Source organism: Pseudodesulfovibrio hydrargyri, from assembly GCF_001874525.1.
GTDB classification, from domain to species: Bacteria; Desulfobacterota; Desulfovibrionia; order Desulfovibrionales; family Desulfovibrionaceae; genus Pseudodesulfovibrio; species Pseudodesulfovibrio hydrargyri.
In genome coordinates this window covers 2,357,488-2,373,754 of the sequence record NZ_LKAQ01000004.1, presented here as the reverse complement: position 1 = coordinate 2,373,754, position 16,267 = coordinate 2,357,488, and the positions used below count along the sequence as shown (strand labels likewise).

16 protein-coding genes and 1 pseudogene are annotated in these 16,267 nt (G+C 51.0%); 7 read left to right on the top strand and 10 right to left on the bottom strand.

The genetic code is table 11. The features are described from left to right. Positions 1–317: 317 nt before the first annotated feature. Positions 318–747: pseudogene (locus BerOc1_RS15245) on the bottom strand (flagellin N-terminal helical domain-containing protein); the annotation flags it as partial. Positions 748–932: 185 nt separating this feature from the next. On the opposite strand from BerOc1_RS15245, the gene BerOc1_RS15240 reads away from it, so the two are divergent. Then, complete coding sequence (locus BerOc1_RS15240; RefSeq protein ID WP_071546509.1) at positions 933–1,256, top strand: helix-turn-helix domain-containing protein; 324 nt, start codon at positions 933–935, stop codon at positions 1,254–1,256. Between the two features lie 5 nt (positions 1,257–1,261). Here the strand turns inward: BerOc1_RS15240 and BerOc1_RS19345 are convergent, their stop codons facing one another. Beyond that, complete coding sequence (locus BerOc1_RS19345) at positions 1,262–1,642, bottom strand: DUF6573 family protein (protein WP_071546508.1); 381 nt, start codon at positions 1,640–1,642, stop codon at positions 1,262–1,264. Between the two features lie 127 nt (positions 1,643–1,769). Between BerOc1_RS19345 and BerOc1_RS18945 the strand changes: the two genes are divergently transcribed. The 6 genes from BerOc1_RS18945 (at position 1,770) to BerOc1_RS18720 (ending at position 8,354) form a co-directional block, all read left to right on the top strand. Further along, positions 1,770–2,591, top strand: coding sequence for a hypothetical protein (locus BerOc1_RS18945; protein WP_129586551.1), 822 nt, complete (start codon positions 1,770–1,772; stop codon positions 2,589–2,591). 321 nt (positions 2,592–2,912) lie between these two features. Then, positions 2,913–3,782, top strand: coding sequence for a DNA-methyltransferase (locus tag BerOc1_RS15230; protein ID WP_071546507.1), 870 nt, complete (start codon positions 2,913–2,915; stop codon positions 3,780–3,782). A 1-nt stretch (position 3,783) separates the two neighbouring features. After that, positions 3,784–4,248 carry a BglII/BstYI family type II restriction endonuclease gene (locus BerOc1_RS15225; RefSeq protein ID WP_071546506.1) on the top strand — a complete coding sequence of 155 codons (465 nt, stop codon included), beginning with the start codon at positions 3,784–3,786 and terminating at the stop codon, positions 4,246–4,248. 22 nt (positions 4,249–4,270) lie between these two features. Then, on the top strand, positions 4,271–5,599 hold the full coding sequence (locus tag BerOc1_RS18940; protein WP_129586550.1) for a ParB N-terminal domain-containing protein: 1,329 nt from the start codon (positions 4,271–4,273) through the stop codon (positions 5,597–5,599). A 14-nt stretch (positions 5,600–5,613) separates the two neighbouring features. Continuing rightward, positions 5,614–7,521: an SNF2-related protein gene (locus BerOc1_RS15220; RefSeq protein WP_071546505.1), complete on the top strand. Its 1,908-nt coding sequence runs from the start codon at positions 5,614–5,616 to the stop codon at positions 7,519–7,521. Then, positions 7,518–8,354 (top strand): protein NO VEIN domain-containing protein, encoded by an 837-nt coding sequence (locus tag BerOc1_RS18720; protein WP_084641626.1) that lies wholly within the window; start codon positions 7,518–7,520, stop codon positions 8,352–8,354. The genes BerOc1_RS15220 and BerOc1_RS18720 overlap by 4 nt, the downstream gene beginning before the upstream one ends. A gap of 61 nt (positions 8,355–8,415) precedes the next feature. Here BerOc1_RS18720 and BerOc1_RS18935 read toward each other — a convergent pair whose 3' ends face one another. The 8 genes from BerOc1_RS18935 to guaB form a co-directional block, all read right to left on the bottom strand. Further along, complete coding sequence (locus BerOc1_RS18935; RefSeq protein ID WP_129586549.1) at positions 8,416–8,955, bottom strand: hypothetical protein; 540 nt, start codon at positions 8,953–8,955, stop codon at positions 8,416–8,418. 32 nt (positions 8,956–8,987) lie between these two features. Beyond that, positions 8,988–9,782: an HNH endonuclease signature motif containing protein gene (locus tag BerOc1_RS18930; protein ID WP_071546503.1), complete on the bottom strand. Its 795-nt coding sequence runs from the start codon at positions 9,780–9,782 to the stop codon at positions 8,988–8,990. Between the two features lie 366 nt (positions 9,783–10,148). Next, positions 10,149–10,802, bottom strand: a complete 654-nt coding sequence (locus BerOc1_RS15205) for a hypothetical protein (protein WP_071546502.1) — start codon at positions 10,800–10,802, stop codon at positions 10,149–10,151. Beyond that, positions 10,802–11,383: an imidazoleglycerol-phosphate dehydratase HisB gene (gene hisB / locus BerOc1_RS15200; RefSeq protein WP_071546501.1), complete on the bottom strand. Its 582-nt coding sequence runs from the start codon at positions 11,381–11,383 to the stop codon at positions 10,802–10,804. Before hisB ends, BerOc1_RS15205 begins: the two co-directional genes overlap by 1 nt. Positions 11,384–11,496: 113 nt before the next feature. Next, on the bottom strand, positions 11,497–12,813 hold the full coding sequence (tatC, locus tag BerOc1_RS15195) for a twin-arginine translocase subunit TatC (RefSeq protein WP_071546500.1): 1,317 nt from the start codon (positions 12,811–12,813) through the stop codon (positions 11,497–11,499). Positions 12,814–12,819: 6 nt separating this feature from the next. After that, positions 12,820–13,164 (bottom strand): Sec-independent protein translocase protein TatB, encoded by a 345-nt coding sequence (tatB, locus tag BerOc1_RS15190; RefSeq protein WP_071546499.1) that lies wholly within the window; start codon positions 13,162–13,164, stop codon positions 12,820–12,822. Positions 13,165–13,197: 33 nt separating this feature from the next. Further along, positions 13,198–14,742, bottom strand: a complete 1,545-nt coding sequence (gene guaA, locus BerOc1_RS15185) for a glutamine-hydrolyzing GMP synthase (protein ID WP_071546498.1) — start codon at positions 14,740–14,742, stop codon at positions 13,198–13,200. 70 nt (positions 14,743–14,812) lie between these two features. Beyond that, on the bottom strand, positions 14,813–16,267 hold the full coding sequence (gene guaB, locus BerOc1_RS15180) for an IMP dehydrogenase (RefSeq protein WP_071546497.1): 1,455 nt from the start codon (positions 16,265–16,267) through the stop codon (positions 14,813–14,815).

Sequence of the window (16,267 nt, the reverse complement as noted above, 5' to 3'; positions counted from 1 at the left end):
AATCCCGACATGCAGGTTGGAATAGGTGATATACGCAACCTGCCCAGGACTGGCGATTGTATCCTCATTGATGTTCATGGATAGAGTCATCTCGGAGTAGGTTGACCAGTCAATCTGAGGCACTTCAACATATCCCCCTGTGGGGGTTGCCGGGAGTACGAAATCTCCCGATTGACCTTCTATCCTCGCATTGGTGCCATTGAGAGTGACATTGTTATACGCAATCGCATTGGCCCCACCTTCCTCGTCCGCGTAAGTGTTATCGAACGTATAGTGGACAGACATATTCTCAAGATACGCTGGCGAACTAGTCGATGTACTGATGCTCCCATTGAGAAGATGAATCCCATTGAATTCTGTCGATTGGGCAATCCTTTCAATTTCAGATTTCATCGCTTGAAATTCTGAATCAATAATCAATCGCTGATCCGAGTTATAGGTTCCAGTTGAGGCTTGAATGGCAAGCTCTTTCATGCGGATCAACTTTTCGTCGATCACCTGTAAGGCACCATCCGCTGTCTGGATCATCGAAATCGCATCATTGGCGTTCCTGATACCTTGATGAAGTGACTTGACTTCGGAACGCATTAACTCTCGTATGGCTAGTCCTGCTGCATCATCAGCCGAGGTCCCAATTCTCAGACCAGATGACAGCCGCCTCGTCGAAACGCTCAATGCTCCATAATGGGCATCAAGGTTCCTGGCGGAATTCATTGCCATCAAATTGTGATTTATCGTCAGGGACATCAGCTACAGGCTCCGATCAACAGGAAATATATTCCTCACTCACTCGAACAGGAATCCACTCAATCCGTTGAAAACAACGGGCATAGAACTTTTTTCAACAGTTGTTTAAATATCGGTAGCAAATATTAGACCATCGTTGCTTATTAAGCTTCTGAAACTCCACTACCATTGTGGTGGAGGTGCCAATGGCTAAAGTTCAGGATGCATTTGGAAAACGACTTCGGGATATTCGCCGAAGAAAAGATATGACCCAGGAGAAGCTTGCTGATCTGTCTGGCCTGTCCATCCAGTACATTGGCGAGATCGAAAGAGGGAAACGAAACCCATCATTGACGAGCATCGAGACGCTGGCAACCGCGCTGGGCATGTCCGTAGCAGCCCTCTTTGACCTTGAAGAGTTTCAGATCAGCAACGAAGAAATGAAGGCAAAGCTCATTGACCAAATCAATCGGGCTGATGATGAGAGCCTTCACCTCTACTTCGCCATCTCTAGGGCTGTTCTCGGATAACAACCTCATTCATCCTCAGGCAGCATGAGAGTGATGACAGGTTCCATGTCATCTCCTGGCCCGACCATCGCGAGACACTTCACTAGGTCAAGGGACCTCGGCATCTTGAATAGTACTTGATAGTACACTCGGTTGTCTTCCCACCGGGTAGCCATGGCAGCCTTGGTCATGGTGAAAAGATCATGCAGCCGCCCTTCGACAGACTGCCCCTCACCATCCATTCCATCGGGTGGAACAACATACCCATGATAGAGATGACCGCTGACGCAAACCGGGAGCTTGAATCCAGCTTCCCGCGCTTGGTCCGACACGTCGATCAAAACCCCATCCGCAATTGCTTGTTTCCGACTATAAGAGTAAATAATTGAGAAACTATTTGGACACATTCGACTCTCCTTGATTTTGGATTTTCTGAATGTGTGGGAAAATATCCTCGAAATTGGACCTCCTCACGCTAAATTTAAAATAAAATTTGGCTAGTTAGATTTTGATTCGAAGGAAGGAGACGAAGCGATGGGGCTTTTTGATAAGATATTGGACGGAGCACAAAAGCTGAAGGATGTCGCCATTGAGATTACGACAGAAGAAGTTCCCGTAAAACACTCAGACCCCATTGATAATTCAGACACCGAGAATATTTCAGATAACGAACTGGACTTAGCAAAACCACAAGAGACAAAACGGGTTGCAAAGAAATGGGTTAAAACTACAGGAAAAGCAGCCGCCGCTTTAGCGACACTCTATTTAGCGAAAAAGGGATACGATAAGACTAAAGATTATCTCAGTTCAGATGACACCGAAAACAGAAACACTTGGGATGACTCTCATCCCCAAAACGACTCTGCATATCAATCAGTTGCAGACACAAGAAACTATGAAATGGATTATGGCAACTGGCCCTCTAACCCTTCTGAGACTGCCAACTCATCTTTAAGAAGCAACTGGGAAACACAAGACTCTGTCAATAATCAACACATTGAAAACTATGTGTCAGACTTCTTTGCAAAAAACTCCGACACAATAGATTCAAAATGGGATTACAAATCTTATGAAGTAAATCCCGTGGATTTAGATGATACTTCACTCGACAATCTCATCAAATCATCCGCTCAGATTGAAGGACTACTTGAAAGCAACGGTGCTATTGGTCGAGGGCTGCACGAAAAAGTATCAAGTGTTGAAACGATGATCCCCAATGGTTCAGTAAAAGCAATTCGCTTCATAGCTTCGATCAGAAACAAACTGGTACACGAAGGACCAGACTCTGTTTCATCGGAAACCAAAGAAGACTTCCTAGCAGCATGTGATCGCGTGTTAGACGATCTATCCGATTGAAGCATACAGGCACATAGTGCTCAAAGCGCAAAGGAGCTTTACTTACAAGCCGGACTTGCGCTGCAGGACTGGCCCCAGAATCGTGTCTGAATTAGGAGCAAGGTCACGTGAGTTTTGAAACAATGAAAATTAAAATCGAAAGCTGAGGCTGCTGGACTTGTGACCCCACTAGGTCTTTTGCTATCAACTTGGACCTGACAAACTCTGGTCAGTCACGTGAAGGACATCCGTTGTTTATGTGAACTATAACGCTTGTTTGAAGTTCGACAGTCTGATAAGCGTAAGCGCATATGTTTTTCAAAAACTCTAGGCAAAAATACTATGAGTAAAAAAGAAGTAAAAAATGGGAATGTTATTAGATTACAAAACGATGTTAATGCTGACATCGCTATAGAAGACAATCTTAGCTACATGCGTAAATTCCCAAATGAATCTATGAAACTAATTGCGACATCTCCTCCGTATAATATCGGAAAGGAATATGAGAGCAAAAAGTCACAAGATAAATATATCGAAGAGCAAGCAGCATGTATTGCGGAGGCAGTTCGATTAGTTCACGAAGAAGGGTCTATATGCTGGCAGGTCGGCAATCATGTAAGTGATGGAGAGGTATTCCCTCTAGATATTATTTTATATGACCTCTTCAAACAACATGGGATGATTCTACGGAATAGGATCATATGGATATTCGGTCATGGACTCCATTGTCAGAAGCGCCTCTCAGGAAGGCATGAGACTATATTATGGTTCACCAAGTCAGATAACTACACCTTTAACCTTGATCCCATCAGAGTTCCCTCCAAATACCCAAAGAAAAAGCACTTTAAAGGTCCTAACAAAGGCAAACTATCTGGCAACCCACTAGGTAAAAATCCCACAGATGTATGGGATATTCCTAATGTCAAAGCAAATCATGTCGAAAAAACAGAGCACCCTTGCCAGTTTCCTGTTGGACTTGTTGAACGGCTAGTCCTGTCTTTGACTAACGAGGGGGATAATGTCCTTGATCCTTACCTTGGGGTTGGCTCATCAGCCATTGCAGCTTTAAAGCATAACAGAAATGCCTACGGCTGCGATGTTGACAAAAAATACATCAACATAGCTTGGGATCGAATCCATCAATTAAGGGCTGGCTCCCTAAGAACACGACCAATGAATAAACCGGTTTATGACCCAACTCAAAAGGGATGATATGAAACTTGCTTACACATACGATGACCATCACAATGCAGGCTCAGTCTGGGAAAACCGAGATTTGAAGGACTGGCTTACTGACGTATTCGAAGCACCTGCTATCAAAATCGAACCAAGATGCACCTCTGCTATTCGCGAGCATGTCGAGTTGGAATTTTTAAACGAGGGATGGGGCCTAAATGTAAAGCTAGACCCCGATTTCGGATTAAAAGTATTTTCTCTGAAGGATGATCTCGCGTTTCAACTTCAAACAGGCAATATGAGTCGTGCTCCATATGATTTGTTAAAATTACAGTATTTATTTCAAGCTGGAAAAATAGAAGGCGCAGCGATTGCTCTTCCAACACAAGAAGCTGGACGAATCATTGGCGACAATATCGCTCACGCCGAAAGAGTTTGTAGAGAATTAAAACTTTTTGATCGAGTAGTAACTGTACCTATTCTCATCGTTGCTTTCGAATAGCTCTGAATTCCTGGAGGACCAAGTGAAATATGAAATAAACATCGTACCCAGATCTGAGCGAGAGACACTTATTGCTCAGCGAGTTGACAATTCAGACAAAACAGGAACTCCAATCTATGAATTTAGAGGCGGCGAGTATACTCCCAAAGTCATATCTGTAGGCATCAACCTACCTGTATATAGAATGGGTAATTGTAGGGTCTTCTCTGCACAACAAAGCGCAATTGCAAAACAAGGTTTAGAAAAAGATCATTTTTCAAAAGGCCAAGAGAAAAGCTCTGTACAAACAGAACAACACACACTGTTAGTAAAACTTGCAGAAAGAAAAACTACAAATGTCACACCTATTATAGAAGTTCTGAGCAGGGACGGTCAAAGAGAGCCTATCCTTATTACAAGCACAGGAGTTGTGGTTAATGGCAACCGCAGACTGGCAGCCATGCGAGAGCTCTATCGAAGGGATGATGGCTCAGTTGATAATCGGTTTAGCCATGTTGAATGTGCTGTATTACCTCCTGACACTACCGCTGATGAAATTGATGATATTGAAGCGGACCTCCAAGCACGGCCCGAGACTAAACTAGAATATGATTGGGTTGGTGATGCCCAACTGGTCAGGAGACAGATAAATAAAGGTAGAACTCCGAAAGAAGTTGGAGACAGGCTGCGTAGAAGTGAGGCTGACATTAAAAACGTCTTACAGTCATTAGAAGAAGCTGACCTCTATTTGAACGAATGGATAGGTAAGCCAGGACAGTACGACTTAGTAAGTGGCGATGGCGAACAAATATTCGGAGATATACCTAAGAAAATTGCAAGAAAAGAAAGCGGGCTCCAGAACGCTAGCCGTGTTATCGCTTGGTCTCTCTACGAAAACAGAGATCAAGTGCCTGGTCGTGTATACTCCTATAATGCTGCATTCGGAAACCTTGCACCACAAGTACTCGACATCCTTAATGACCAGTTGGACTTAGATGATGCCACTGGCGATGACCTGGACTCAGAAGACGATGATTTTCTCATTGATATTGAAGAAGACAACGGTGTTAATGACTACTCCCTAATAATTGATGCTCTCAAAAATGAGGAATCAAAAGAAGAGGCTGTTGTCGCACTGATTGATGCTTGTCAGACAGCTCTTGAACGAGAGAAGGGAAAAAAATCAGAAAAGGCTGCACTCAAAGCATTATCTCAGGTAAATGCAAAGCTTACAGGCATAGATGTCCTATCTGCCGGCGAACACACTTTGCCTGGCATGAAAAAGCAAATTGAATCAATTCAGGCTCTCTTGATCAAAATGAATGAAGCTGTTGATAAACGTATGGTCGGAACTGAAAACGATAGCATGTAGGTAGGAAGAACGCGATGAGCAATACTCCTACAATTGTGACGATTCAGACACATCACAATCAATCTGGCATTATTTCCGTCCCCCCCAATGAAACGGACTCTCCTATTTGGTCTAGGATTAAGCTAGCAGTAAGAGCAAATAATACCGAGTTTCTTTCGTCAAACAATACAATCCAAGCTTCTTGGGCGGATGTATTGGGACTGGTCCGTGAACTGGGGTCAAAAAACAGCCAGGTTTCATTAAACTTTCGTTTCCGACCTGAAGGTGATGCTCTTGATAAATTGAAGGCTTTCTCTGCACAAATCAAAAAAGCAAGGGAGCAGAGGCAAACCTTGGTGGAAGAAATACCACCATCAGAACTTGAATCGAGACTTCAACATCTTGGCTTCACCAAACGACATTTGAAAGAGTTCCAACTGAGAGACTTAAGCCATCTACTTTCTCTTTCGAATGGAGCCAACTTCTCTGTTCCTGGGGCTGGAAAAACTACCGTTACCTTTGCCCTTCACACATTGACTCGCGCAGCGGGTCAACATTTTATTGTGGTATGTCCTAAAGCGGCGACACAAGCCTGGAAAGATATTGTTGATGAATGCATGGAAGAGGATTCTCCCAATAATGGGAATGAACCTTTCACACTCCTAGAGGGCCAGGAAATAGACATCATAACAGCTTTAAACTCAGGCTCTACAAGGTTCATTATATCCTACGACTTAATGATCCGTCAGCAATCGACACTGTCCACTCATATTAGTAAAATACCGACCCACCTTGTTCTTGATGAGTCTCATAGGATGAAAGCAGGATGGGCATCACAGCGAGGAGCCTTCCTGCTCAGTGTAGCAACACTTCCAGTACGAAGAGACATCCTCACCGGTACTCCTATGCCACAAGCTGCATCTGATATTGAATCGCAGCTCGATTTTTTATGGCCAGGACACGGATTAGGGCTAGAGGTTGTATATGGGAAAACCCCTAGGGAAGTTCTCGGCAACCTTTATGTTAGGACAACTAAAACAGAACTTGGTCTTCCGCCTGCAAAAAGATTTTTTATTGATGTGGACATGGAGCCAGGGCAACTTGCGCTATATTCAATCGTGAGAAATGAATTCCTGAGGGAATTTTCGAGAACAGTCAGCAGGAATATGCCCAGTACCCAAATTCTAAAAGCAAGAAGATCAGTAATGCGCCTCTTGCAACTCTCTGTGAATCCTGTGCTGGCATTGAGTGCTATGGCAAACGAAGATTATTCAATAGAATCAAAAATTGCAGACACAGTCCTAGAAGAAGGTCATTCAGCTAAAATGAAAGCTGTCATGGACCATGTGAGACTACTCGCGAGCGAGGGCAAAAAGAGTGTCATTTGGACAATCTTTACCGACAGCATACACAGCTTTGCGTCTTCATTGGCTGATCTAAATCCAGTCTATATACACGGCGGTGTGCCTTCTGGGTCAACAAGCGACCCAGAGACTCGTGAAGGTAGAATTAAAAAATTCCATGAAGACAAAAATTGTCGAGTCTTAATCGCCAATCCTGCCGCAGCAGGCGAAGGGATTAGCCTTCATACTGTTTGTCATAATGCAATTTATGCAGACAGAAGCTATGTCTCTACACACTACCTTCAATCAATTGATCGAATTCATCGCCTAGGATTACCTCCTGACCAAGAGACAAATATCTACGTTTATCGGTCCAAAGCTCCTGCACAAATAGGAAGCATTGATCTATCTGTTAGCCGAAGATTAACAGAGAAGATTAGGAATATGCAGGTGCTCCTAGATGATCCAGATTTGCATGAATTAGCACTTGATGAAGAAGAAGCCGTAGATCCGATTGATTACGATATTCGCCTCCAAGACATCATCGATTTAATCTCTGAACTAGAGGGAAAGGCAATCGATCCGGCGGATGGCTTATGATTTCGAGAGTGCCTACCGAGCGCTTGTTTTCACTCCCTTCTTTTGAAGGCTTGAAGCTCATTCGAAAATATGCTGAACAGCAACCAACTCTAGGAGTTTCACAACTCGTTGAGCTGATTGAGAAGATCGATTCAGACGGATTGAGTCTAGACTTACAAGCCTCCTCTTATCTCCACACATTGGTAGCAGATGATTGCCCTATGAATGGCTTGCCGTTCTACCAAGAGTGTATAAAAGCTGTTGTAATTCGACACCAGCCGATCTGGTCAAAGATGATGAAAGCAGGTCGAAAACGTTTTGTAAAAACACTCAATCAGGATGACCAAGATGTATTTAGTGCTGCGGGATTGATGATTGATCCGCCACCCATGGATGTAGTCAGGTGGTGGGACGATGTTGCTGGACATGCCCGTCTGAAAAACGACATTGAAAAGATGGAACAAGCAAGAGAGGCGGAATTACTAAGCATTGGCTACGAAAATGATAGACTGGAACGTCTTGGGATTGCCAAGCCCCCTATCTGGACAGGACTTGATGATAACTATGCAGGGTACGATGTACTGTCTTACGACTACAAAGATGAAGAAATCATATCAATCATGGTTGAAGTCAAGTCAACAATAGCCTCCCCTCTTAGATTTTATCTAACAAGAAATGAATGGAATCAGGCTAGTAAAATAGGCGAAGCGTATTCGTTTCACATATGGGACATGGCTAAAGAATCCCCCGAATTGCATATTCGCACAGTTGATCAAATTCTTCCTCATATCCCTTCAGACAATGGAAAAGGAGCGTGGTCCAGTGTGCTAATCCCTTTAGGGGCAAACCACTAAATATACTAGTCTACCATCAAGCATCACCAGCGTATGCCTGCCTCAGATGCCCCTTAACTATTCAAATAGCGCTTATATTCCTCTGCTCTTTCCACCACGGAATAATTGCTATAAGCAATCCACAGCCTAATGAGACACACACTTTTCCGAGCATCCAATATCTTTCAACGACTGCTCCGCGTGCTTCAATCATTTTGCTCTTTTGATCAACAGATGCCATTAAAGACACCCTTTTAGCTTGAACTTTTGCGATTGCGTCTTCTTTGTCAAACATAGATCGTTTATAATCACGAAATCGTTCATTAATAAATTTCACTAGCTGTTCACCAGTCATCCCAGGAGTGTCTTTCTCGTAGTTAAAAAACATCTTGCTCTCAATTCTCTGAGAGAGTTCATACAGTTCATTAAGATTATTAAGTTGCCTGTTTGCTTCGGCCATTTCTAGCTCTGCAATTTTCAGTTCTTCTTCTGTTGAGCTTATCAGCAATAGATATTCACTTTCTTTCTTTTGAGGAACAACCATTGCAAACAATATTAGAGCTATTCCAATTGTAGTAAGGTAGGCATACACATTATTGGCTGGCAGCGATGGCATATTCATACAAACTCCTCCGATTAAACAACACAGGCTTCTTAAGATTGCTTCAAATTTGGATACATTTCACTCCACTCACTAAAGCTTGAATAATTCTTGCGCCCCTTTGACTTATTGAGTTTTCCTAGAATCGTATTATCAATTTTCTTTTGAACAAACTCAGCACATGCTTCGACATCATTTACACTCAATAAATCCCACTTCGTTCCAAACTGCTTCTGGATGCTACTGTAAATAACAGCATAGCTAAATTTTGCCCTTCGGTTCTTATTCTTGCTTGCAAAGTCGTTATAACGATCAATCAAATGTTTTATATATGAACGAGATAAACGATCATTTGCGACACTATCAGAAGGAGGAATGATCGATGGAGATGCCTTCTTGGGTGTCTTGAATTGTAAAATGGTAGTCTGCTTAGCTCCAGGACTATTTACCACCACATTACTTGAATTGCTGACATTCACAGCCGCTGAGGTATTTAAAATCTGCTGTGCTTTAAACATGTCTTCATCATTTTCTTTTCGTCCACGATTACTTTCATGAATTTTCTTAATCTCTCTCAGGGCTTCGGCGGGATACCAATCTTCCCGACTGTCAATAATCGTGTGGCAGTTAGGACAAAGAATTAGAAGGTTGTCATAACCGTTTCGCTCTTCGTCTGATTGGTTTGGATCGAACCTTGAACCATTTCTATTTTTAGCATTGATATGGCAAATCTCCCCAAGAAAAACTCCTGCCTTGGAAAATAATTTTGTATCACAAGCGGGCATTGCACATTCATTGCCTGACATTGCATAGAGCTTTTTGATCGTCAGAATTGAGATACCTTTCATACAGTGACGGCTTCCTAGTTAACAGTTTTCAAAACTTCTATATTCTATCAATCTTTTCTTTGAAAAGCCACGTAGTAGAGATAGAAGCAAAACTAAATAGCCGGTAAACCGGCTTTCCAGTCACAGCTCAACACGCCACAAAAAACCATCCAGTTTTCACTGAACTCGTCAGCAAAAACCAGCTGGTATTAGCTGAAAGAATCACCTCAAACCAAATCAGCCTAACGCTGCCAACCACGCAGGCTGGCATTTCTGGTTGGCAGACAGTCAGAAAACACGAAAAAGGGGCTAGCTGAAACATACAGCTAACCCCTTGATTTTATTCAATCCGAGTGTTTGGCGAGTATTATTCTACGCGCATCGGAATCATAATCCGAGTTCCGTGAGTTTCTCGTCCATGCCGTCGCGGGCCAGGCGGGTGGCGGTCACCCACTTGCCGCCGCGGGCGGCGAACTTTTTGGCGTTATAGAGGTTCTCCAGCAGCGACTGCTGGGTCTCCTCGTAGCGGGAGCGGAGCATCCGCTCGTTCTTGACATCGATCAGGTAGAAGTCGATGGCCACCGAGGCCGGGGTCTCCACGCCCGCGTCGCTGCCCACGCGCTCGCGCCAGGTGGTCAGCTGCGGGACGAGCAGAAAATCGGCCTGGATGCACTTGCCCACGCCGAGCCAGTACTTCCACGCGGACACCCGGGGCTTGCCCGAGTCCTCGAACACAACCACGTCCTCGCACTGGCGCACGGCGTCCGGGGTGATGTAATCGAAGACCTGGTGCTGCTGCAGGGTGTCGGCCAGAATCATGTTCAGGGTCTCGACGGTCCCTGCGGGCGCGGGCTTGCCCTCTTCGTCGAGATAGCCCGCCAGAAGTTCCCAGTTGAAGGTGGGATTGGAGAACCCGGCCACGGCCAGCTTGCCCTCGGGACGCGGCACGGCGGCCGTCCGGGTGGACTTGCCGCAACCGGCCACGGCCAGCAGGACCAGACACGACAGGGCCAGGACGGTAAAGACAGCGGAACGTTTCATCAGTCGAGACTCCCTTTGGTGCTGGAGACCCCCTTGCGCCCGACGGTGGCCGCCTTGGACAGGGCCAGGCCCAGGGCCTTGAAGGCCGCTTCCAGCAGATGATGGCCGTTTTGGCCGTACTCGAATTTGACGTGCAGGTTCATGCCCGCCTTGTACGCCAGGGACTTCAAAAATTCGCGCCAGACGTCCTTCTCGTCGCCCGCGATGAGGTCGGGCAACAGGGCGTCGTCGTAGACGATGTAGGGGCGGCCCGAGAGGTCCACGACCACTTCGGCCAACGCCTCGTCCATGGGGACCTTGGCCGAAGCCACGCGGTTGATGCCCCGCTTGTCGCCCAGGGCCTCGGCAAGGGCCTGGCCCAGGCAGAGCCCGACGTCCTCCAGGCTGTGGTGGGTGTCGATCTCCAGGTCCCCCTTGCAGGTCAGGTCCAGGTCGAACCCGGCCCAGAAGGCGCACAGGGTGAGCATGTGGTCGGCGAACCCGATGCCGGTGTCGACCGCGACCTTCCCCTCACCGTCGAGATTCAGGGTCAGGGATATGTCCGTTTCCTTGGTGGTCCGAGCCACTGTGGCCTGGCGCATGGCGCACTCCTTTCCTGTAGAACTTGAGCGTCGTCCCCATACATAGAGGAAAAGACTAGAAAAATAAACAGGGCAGGCACCGACTTTTGCGATGCCCGCCCAGGATGCGGTCGCTAGGGGGTCTCTTCTCCGTCCTCGTCGCCGCCCTTTTCGGCCACGGCGTCCAGTTCGGCCTGGGCCTTTGCCTCGGCCTGGGCCTGCTTCTGCAGATGGCGTTTCTCCCTCTTGCCGAAGAAGAAGGCCACCCAGATGCCGACCTCATAAAGGACGATCAGGGGCCCGGCCATGAGGCACTGGGTGAAGGGGTCCGGCGGGGTCAGGATGGCCGACAGGACAAAGGCGAACAGGATGGCATACTTGCGCTTCTTGCGCAGCCCCGTGGACGAGACCATGCCCAGCCGTGCCAGGAAGAAGATGAACAGGGGCAGCTCGAATACAAGGCCGAAGGCGAACAGGAGCTTCAGACAGAAACTTAGATATTCGTTGAGCTTGGGAACGAACTGAATGCCCTCGTTGGAGAACCCTGCGAAAAAGTCGAAGGCGTAGGGGAAGACCTGGAAATAGCCGAACAGCGCGCCGCCGGTGAAGAACATGCCCGAGAACAGGGCCATGGGCACCATCCATTTGCGCTCGTGGGCGTACAGGCCCGGGGCGATGAACCCCCATATCTGGGCGAACACGTACGGGCTGACCAGGAATAGACCGGCCACGATGGATATTTTTATGTGCGCGAAAAAGGCCTCGGCCGGATAGGTGTACTGGAAATGCCCCTCCCTGGCCACGGCCATGAGCGCCTTTTGCAGGGCGCCCATGAATATCTGCATCTGCTCGGGGTGGTTGAACCCGTTGGCGGCCAGCATCTTCTCGAAGACAGCGCCGAACTGCTGGTAGAACTCCGGGGTGAGCAGCGGGCCGGTGGCCGCGGCCTGCTTCTGAAAGACGTCCACCATGGGCTGCATGAGGATGTCGAACATCTGCGAGGCAAAGGAATAACAGGCGACCATGCCCACGCACACGGCCAGGGCCGCGCGGGTCAGGCGGGAGCGCAGTTCGCCGAGATGGTCGAGCAGGGACATCTGGGCCCCTTCGCCGTCCTCGGGATCCGCGTCCTCGTCGTCTTCGTCGTCCTCATCTTCCGGCTCGTCGTCGGATACGGCGGAAGCCGCACCGGTGTCCGAACCTCCCCCGTCGCCGCCCTCGGCCGGGACGGCCGTGGCGGCGTACACCTCGGGCGGTTCGGGCGCGGCAACCTCGTCGCCGCCCTCATCGCTCCCGGAGGAAGTCTCCTCTTCAGGGGCGTCGCAGGTCTCGGCCCCGGCGGATTCGGACGGCTCCACGTCCATCAGGGTCGGGTCTTCCTCCGGCTCGACGGCCTGGCTGGAGACGGGCTCCTCTTCGGGCCCTTTGACGTCGTCTTTCTCGGAACTCATTGAAACCTAGGCCTTTTTCTCTTCGGGCTCAGCTTCACCCGCCGTTTCGGCCTGGGCCTCGGCAGCGGATTCGGCAGCCGGGGCCTCGGCGGCGGATTCGGCGGCCTCCTCCTGCTTGGCCTTTTCAGCCTTGCGGCGGGCCAGCTCGGCGTCCACTTCCTTCTTGCGGGCAGCGGCCTCGGCCTTGGTGACCTCGTCGTCCAGGGTGGATTTGACCTCGTTGCCGACGCGCTTGAACTCAGCCACGCCCTTGCCCAGGGAACGGAGCAGTTCGGGCAGCTTCTGAGGGCCGATGACGATGAGCGCCACCACGCAGATAATCAATAATTCGGGTCCGCCTATTCCAAACATATGCTCACCTGGGTAATCGGTTAATCTCTCGGGCTATTCCCACTCGATGGTGCTCGGCGGCTTGGAGGAGATGTCCAGAACCACCCGGTTGACGCCCTTGACCTCGCGGATGATCCGGTTGGACATGCGGGCCAGCAGCTCCGAGGGGAGCCGGGACCAGTCCGCGGTCATGGCGTCCAGGGAATCGACGATGCGCAGGGCGATGACGTTTTCGTAGGTGCGGTCGTCGCCCATGACGCCCACGGTCTTGAGCGGCAGGAGCACGGCGAAGCCCTGCCAGACCTTGCGGTACCAGTCCGAGGCCAGCATCTCGTTCTGGACGATCCTGTCGGCCAGGCGGAGAATCTGGAGCCGCTCCTCGGTCACCTCGCCGATAACGCGGATGGACAGGCCCGGGCCCGGGAACGGCTGGCGCCAGATGATGTGCTCGGGCAGGCCGAGCTCGTAGGCCGCGCGGCGCACCTCGTCCTTGAACAGCTCGCGCAGGGGTTCCACCAGCTTGAGGTTCATCTTTTCGGGCAGGCCGCCCACGTTGTGGTGGGACTTGATCACGGCCGAGGGGCCCTTGAAGGATTCGGATTCGATGACGTCCGGGTACAGGGTGCCCTGCCCCAGGAATTTCACGCCCTCGATGGCCTTGGCCTCGCGGTCGAAGACCTCGATGAACTTGTAGCCGATGAGCTTGCGCTTCCTCTCCGGGTCCTCGACCCCCTTGAGGTCGGCCAGGAACTCCTGCGACGCGTCGACCATCTTGACGTTGAGGTCGAAGTGCTCGGCCAGGAAACCGACGACCTCCTCGCGCTCGCCCATGCGCAGCAGCCCGTTGTCCACGAAGATGCAGTGCAGGTTCTTGCCGATGGCCTTGTGCAGCATGACCGCGGCCACGGTGGAGTCGATGCCGCCGGACAGGCCGAGCACGACCTTGGCGTCGCCGACCTGCTCCTTGAGGGCCTCGATGGTCGTGTCCACGAAGGAGGACATGGACCAGGTCGCCTTCAGTCCGGCCACCTTGAACAGGAAGTTCTGGATGATCAGGGAGCCGTCCGTGGTGTGGGCCACCTCGGGGTGGAACTGCAGGGCGTAGATCTTTTTCTCGACGTTGCCCATGGCCGCGAACTCGATGGAGTCGGACTTGCCCATGGGCACGAACCCGTCGGGCAGGGCCTCGACGCGGTCGCCATGGGACATCCACACGGTCAGGTCGTCCTTGTCCTCAACCCCGTCGAACAGGATGGAGTCGTTCTGGGCGTAGAACTGGGCCCGGCCGTATTCGCGGTCGGTGGAAGCCACCACCCGGCCGCCGAGATTGTGGGCCAGCAGCTGCATGCCGTAGCAGATGCCCAGCACGGGAATGCCCATCTCGAGGTATTCCATGTTCAATTCGGGGCAGCCGCCTTCCAGCACGCTGGACGGGCCGCCGGACAGGATCAGGGCCGAGGGCTTGAACGCCTTGACCCGTTCGGGGTCGACGTTGCAGGGGTGGATCTCGGAATATACCCCGGCCTCGCGCACTCGGCGCGCGATCAGCTGGGTGAACTGACTGCCAAAATCAAGGATGAGAACTCTGTTGTCTTGCATGCGTTTCTCTCTAATTCACAATGGGAGAAATGAAAAGGCGAATTACCATTCCCGAGCCCGGCACCGGCGGCTAGCCGTCGCCGCGGTAGTTCGGGGATTCCTTGGTGATGGTCACGTCGTGGACGTGGGATTCGCGCAGTCCGGCCGAGGATATCTGGACCAGCTTGGACTTCTCGAACAACTCGGCGATGTTGGCCGAACCGGTGTAGCCCATGCCGGAACGCAGGCCGCCGATGAACTGGTACAGGGACTCGCCCACCTTGCCGCGGTACGGCACCCGGCCGACGATGCCCTCGGGGACCAGCTTCTTGGACTTCTCCTGGAAGTAGCGGTCCGAGCTGCCCTTCTTCATGGCGTCGATGGAGCCCATGCCCCGGTACTGCTTGTAGGTCCGGCCCTGGTACAGGATGGTCTCGCCCGGGGACTCCTCGGTGCCGGCCAGGACCGAGCCCATCATGCAGGTGTTCGCGCCCACGGCCAGCGCCTTGACCACGTCGCCGGAGTACTTGATGCCGCCGTCCGCGATGATGCACTTGTCGGCCTCGCGCGCCGCGCGGCTGGCCTCCATGACCGCCGTGATCTGGGGCACGCCCACCCCGGCCACCACGCGGGTGGTGCAGATGGAGCCGGGGCCGATGCCGACCTTGACCGTGTCCACGCCCGCCTCGATGAGTGCCTTGGCGCCCTCGTAGGTGGCCACGTTGCCGCCCACCAGTTGGAGGTCGGGGAAGGTGGCGCGCAGTTCGCGCGTGGACTTGAGAATGTTCTCGGAATGGCCGTGGGCCGAGTCGAGGACCAGGAAGTCCGCGCCCGCGTGCAGCAGGGCCTCGGACCGGGACAGGCAGTCCTTGCCGATGCCTATGGCCGCGCCGACCAGCAGGCGGCCGCGCGAGTCCTTGACCGCGTCGGGGTACTTCTTGTGCTTGTTGATGTCCTTGATGGTGATCAGCCCCTTGAGCCGGTTCTCCTCGTCGACCACCAGGAGCTTCTCGATGCGGTGCTGGTGCAGCTTGCGCTTAGCCTCCTCGTTGTCGATGCCCTCGGGCACGGTGACCAGGTCGCGGGAGGTCATCAGCTCGGAGACCAGGGACTTGTCGTCCTGGACGAAGCGGATGTCGCGGTTGGTGATGATGCCGACCAGGTGGTCGCCCTTGACCACGGGCAGGCCGGAAATGCGGTACTCGCTCATGATCGCCTTGACCTTGCCCAGGTCGTCGTCGGGGTGCACGGTGATGGGGTCGGAGATCATGCCGGACTCGGACTTCTTGACCCGGTCGATCTCTCTCGCCTGCTCGCGCACGGACATGTTCTTGTGGATCACGCCGACACCGCCGTGGCGGGCCATGGAGATGGCCATGCGCGACTCGGTGACCGTGTCCATGGCCGCGGAGATCAGCGGAATGTTCAGTTTGATCCCAGGTGTGAGGTAGGTGGACACGTCGACCGCGTTGGGCAGGACGTTGGAATAGCCCGGCAACAGCAGGACATCGTCAAAGGTCAATGCTTTATCGAGTATTTTGCTCAT

Bases quoted from the DNA above. Each gene is read 5' to 3' on its own strand.
- BerOc1_RS15205 (WP_071546502.1), bottom strand. From the start codon at position 10,802: ATGAAACGTTCCGCTGTCTTTACCGTCCTGGCCCTGTCGTGTCTGGTC.
- guaB (WP_071546497.1), bottom strand. From the start codon at position 16,267: ATGAGCAAAATACTCGATAAAGCATTGACCTTTGACGATGTCCTGCTG.
- BerOc1_RS15230 (WP_071546507.1), top strand. From the start codon at position 2,913: ATGAGTAAAAAAGAAGTAAAAAATGGGAATGTTATTAGATTACAAAAC.
- BerOc1_RS19345 (WP_071546508.1), bottom strand. From the start codon at position 1,642: ATGTGTCCAAATAGTTTCTCAATTATTTACTCTTATAGTCGGAAACAA.
- tatC (WP_071546500.1), bottom strand. From the start codon at position 12,813: ATGAGTTCCGAGAAAGACGACGTCAAAGGGCCCGAAGAGGAGCCCGTC.
- BerOc1_RS18720 (WP_084641626.1), top strand. From the start codon at position 7,518: ATGATTTCGAGAGTGCCTACCGAGCGCTTGTTTTCACTCCCTTCTTTT.
- BerOc1_RS18945 (WP_129586551.1), top strand. From the start codon at position 1,770: ATGGGGCTTTTTGATAAGATATTGGACGGAGCACAAAAGCTGAAGGAT.
- BerOc1_RS18935 (WP_129586549.1), bottom strand. From the start codon at position 8,955: ATGAATATGCCATCGCTGCCAGCCAATAATGTGTATGCCTACCTTACT.
- BerOc1_RS15240 (WP_071546509.1), top strand. From the start codon at position 933: ATGGCTAAAGTTCAGGATGCATTTGGAAAACGACTTCGGGATATTCGC.
- BerOc1_RS15220 (WP_071546505.1), top strand. From the start codon at position 5,614: ATGAGCAATACTCCTACAATTGTGACGATTCAGACACATCACAATCAA.
- guaA (WP_071546498.1), bottom strand. From the start codon at position 14,742: ATGCAAGACAACAGAGTTCTCATCCTTGATTTTGGCAGTCAGTTCACC.
- BerOc1_RS18930 (WP_071546503.1), bottom strand. From the start codon at position 9,782: ATGAAAGGTATCTCAATTCTGACGATCAAAAAGCTCTATGCAATGTCA.
- tatB (WP_071546499.1), bottom strand. From the start codon at position 13,164: ATGTTTGGAATAGGCGGACCCGAATTATTGATTATCTGCGTGGTGGCG.
- hisB (WP_071546501.1), bottom strand. From the start codon at position 11,383: ATGCGCCAGGCCACAGTGGCTCGGACCACCAAGGAAACGGACATATCC.
- BerOc1_RS15225 (WP_071546506.1), top strand. From the start codon at position 3,784: ATGAAACTTGCTTACACATACGATGACCATCACAATGCAGGCTCAGTC.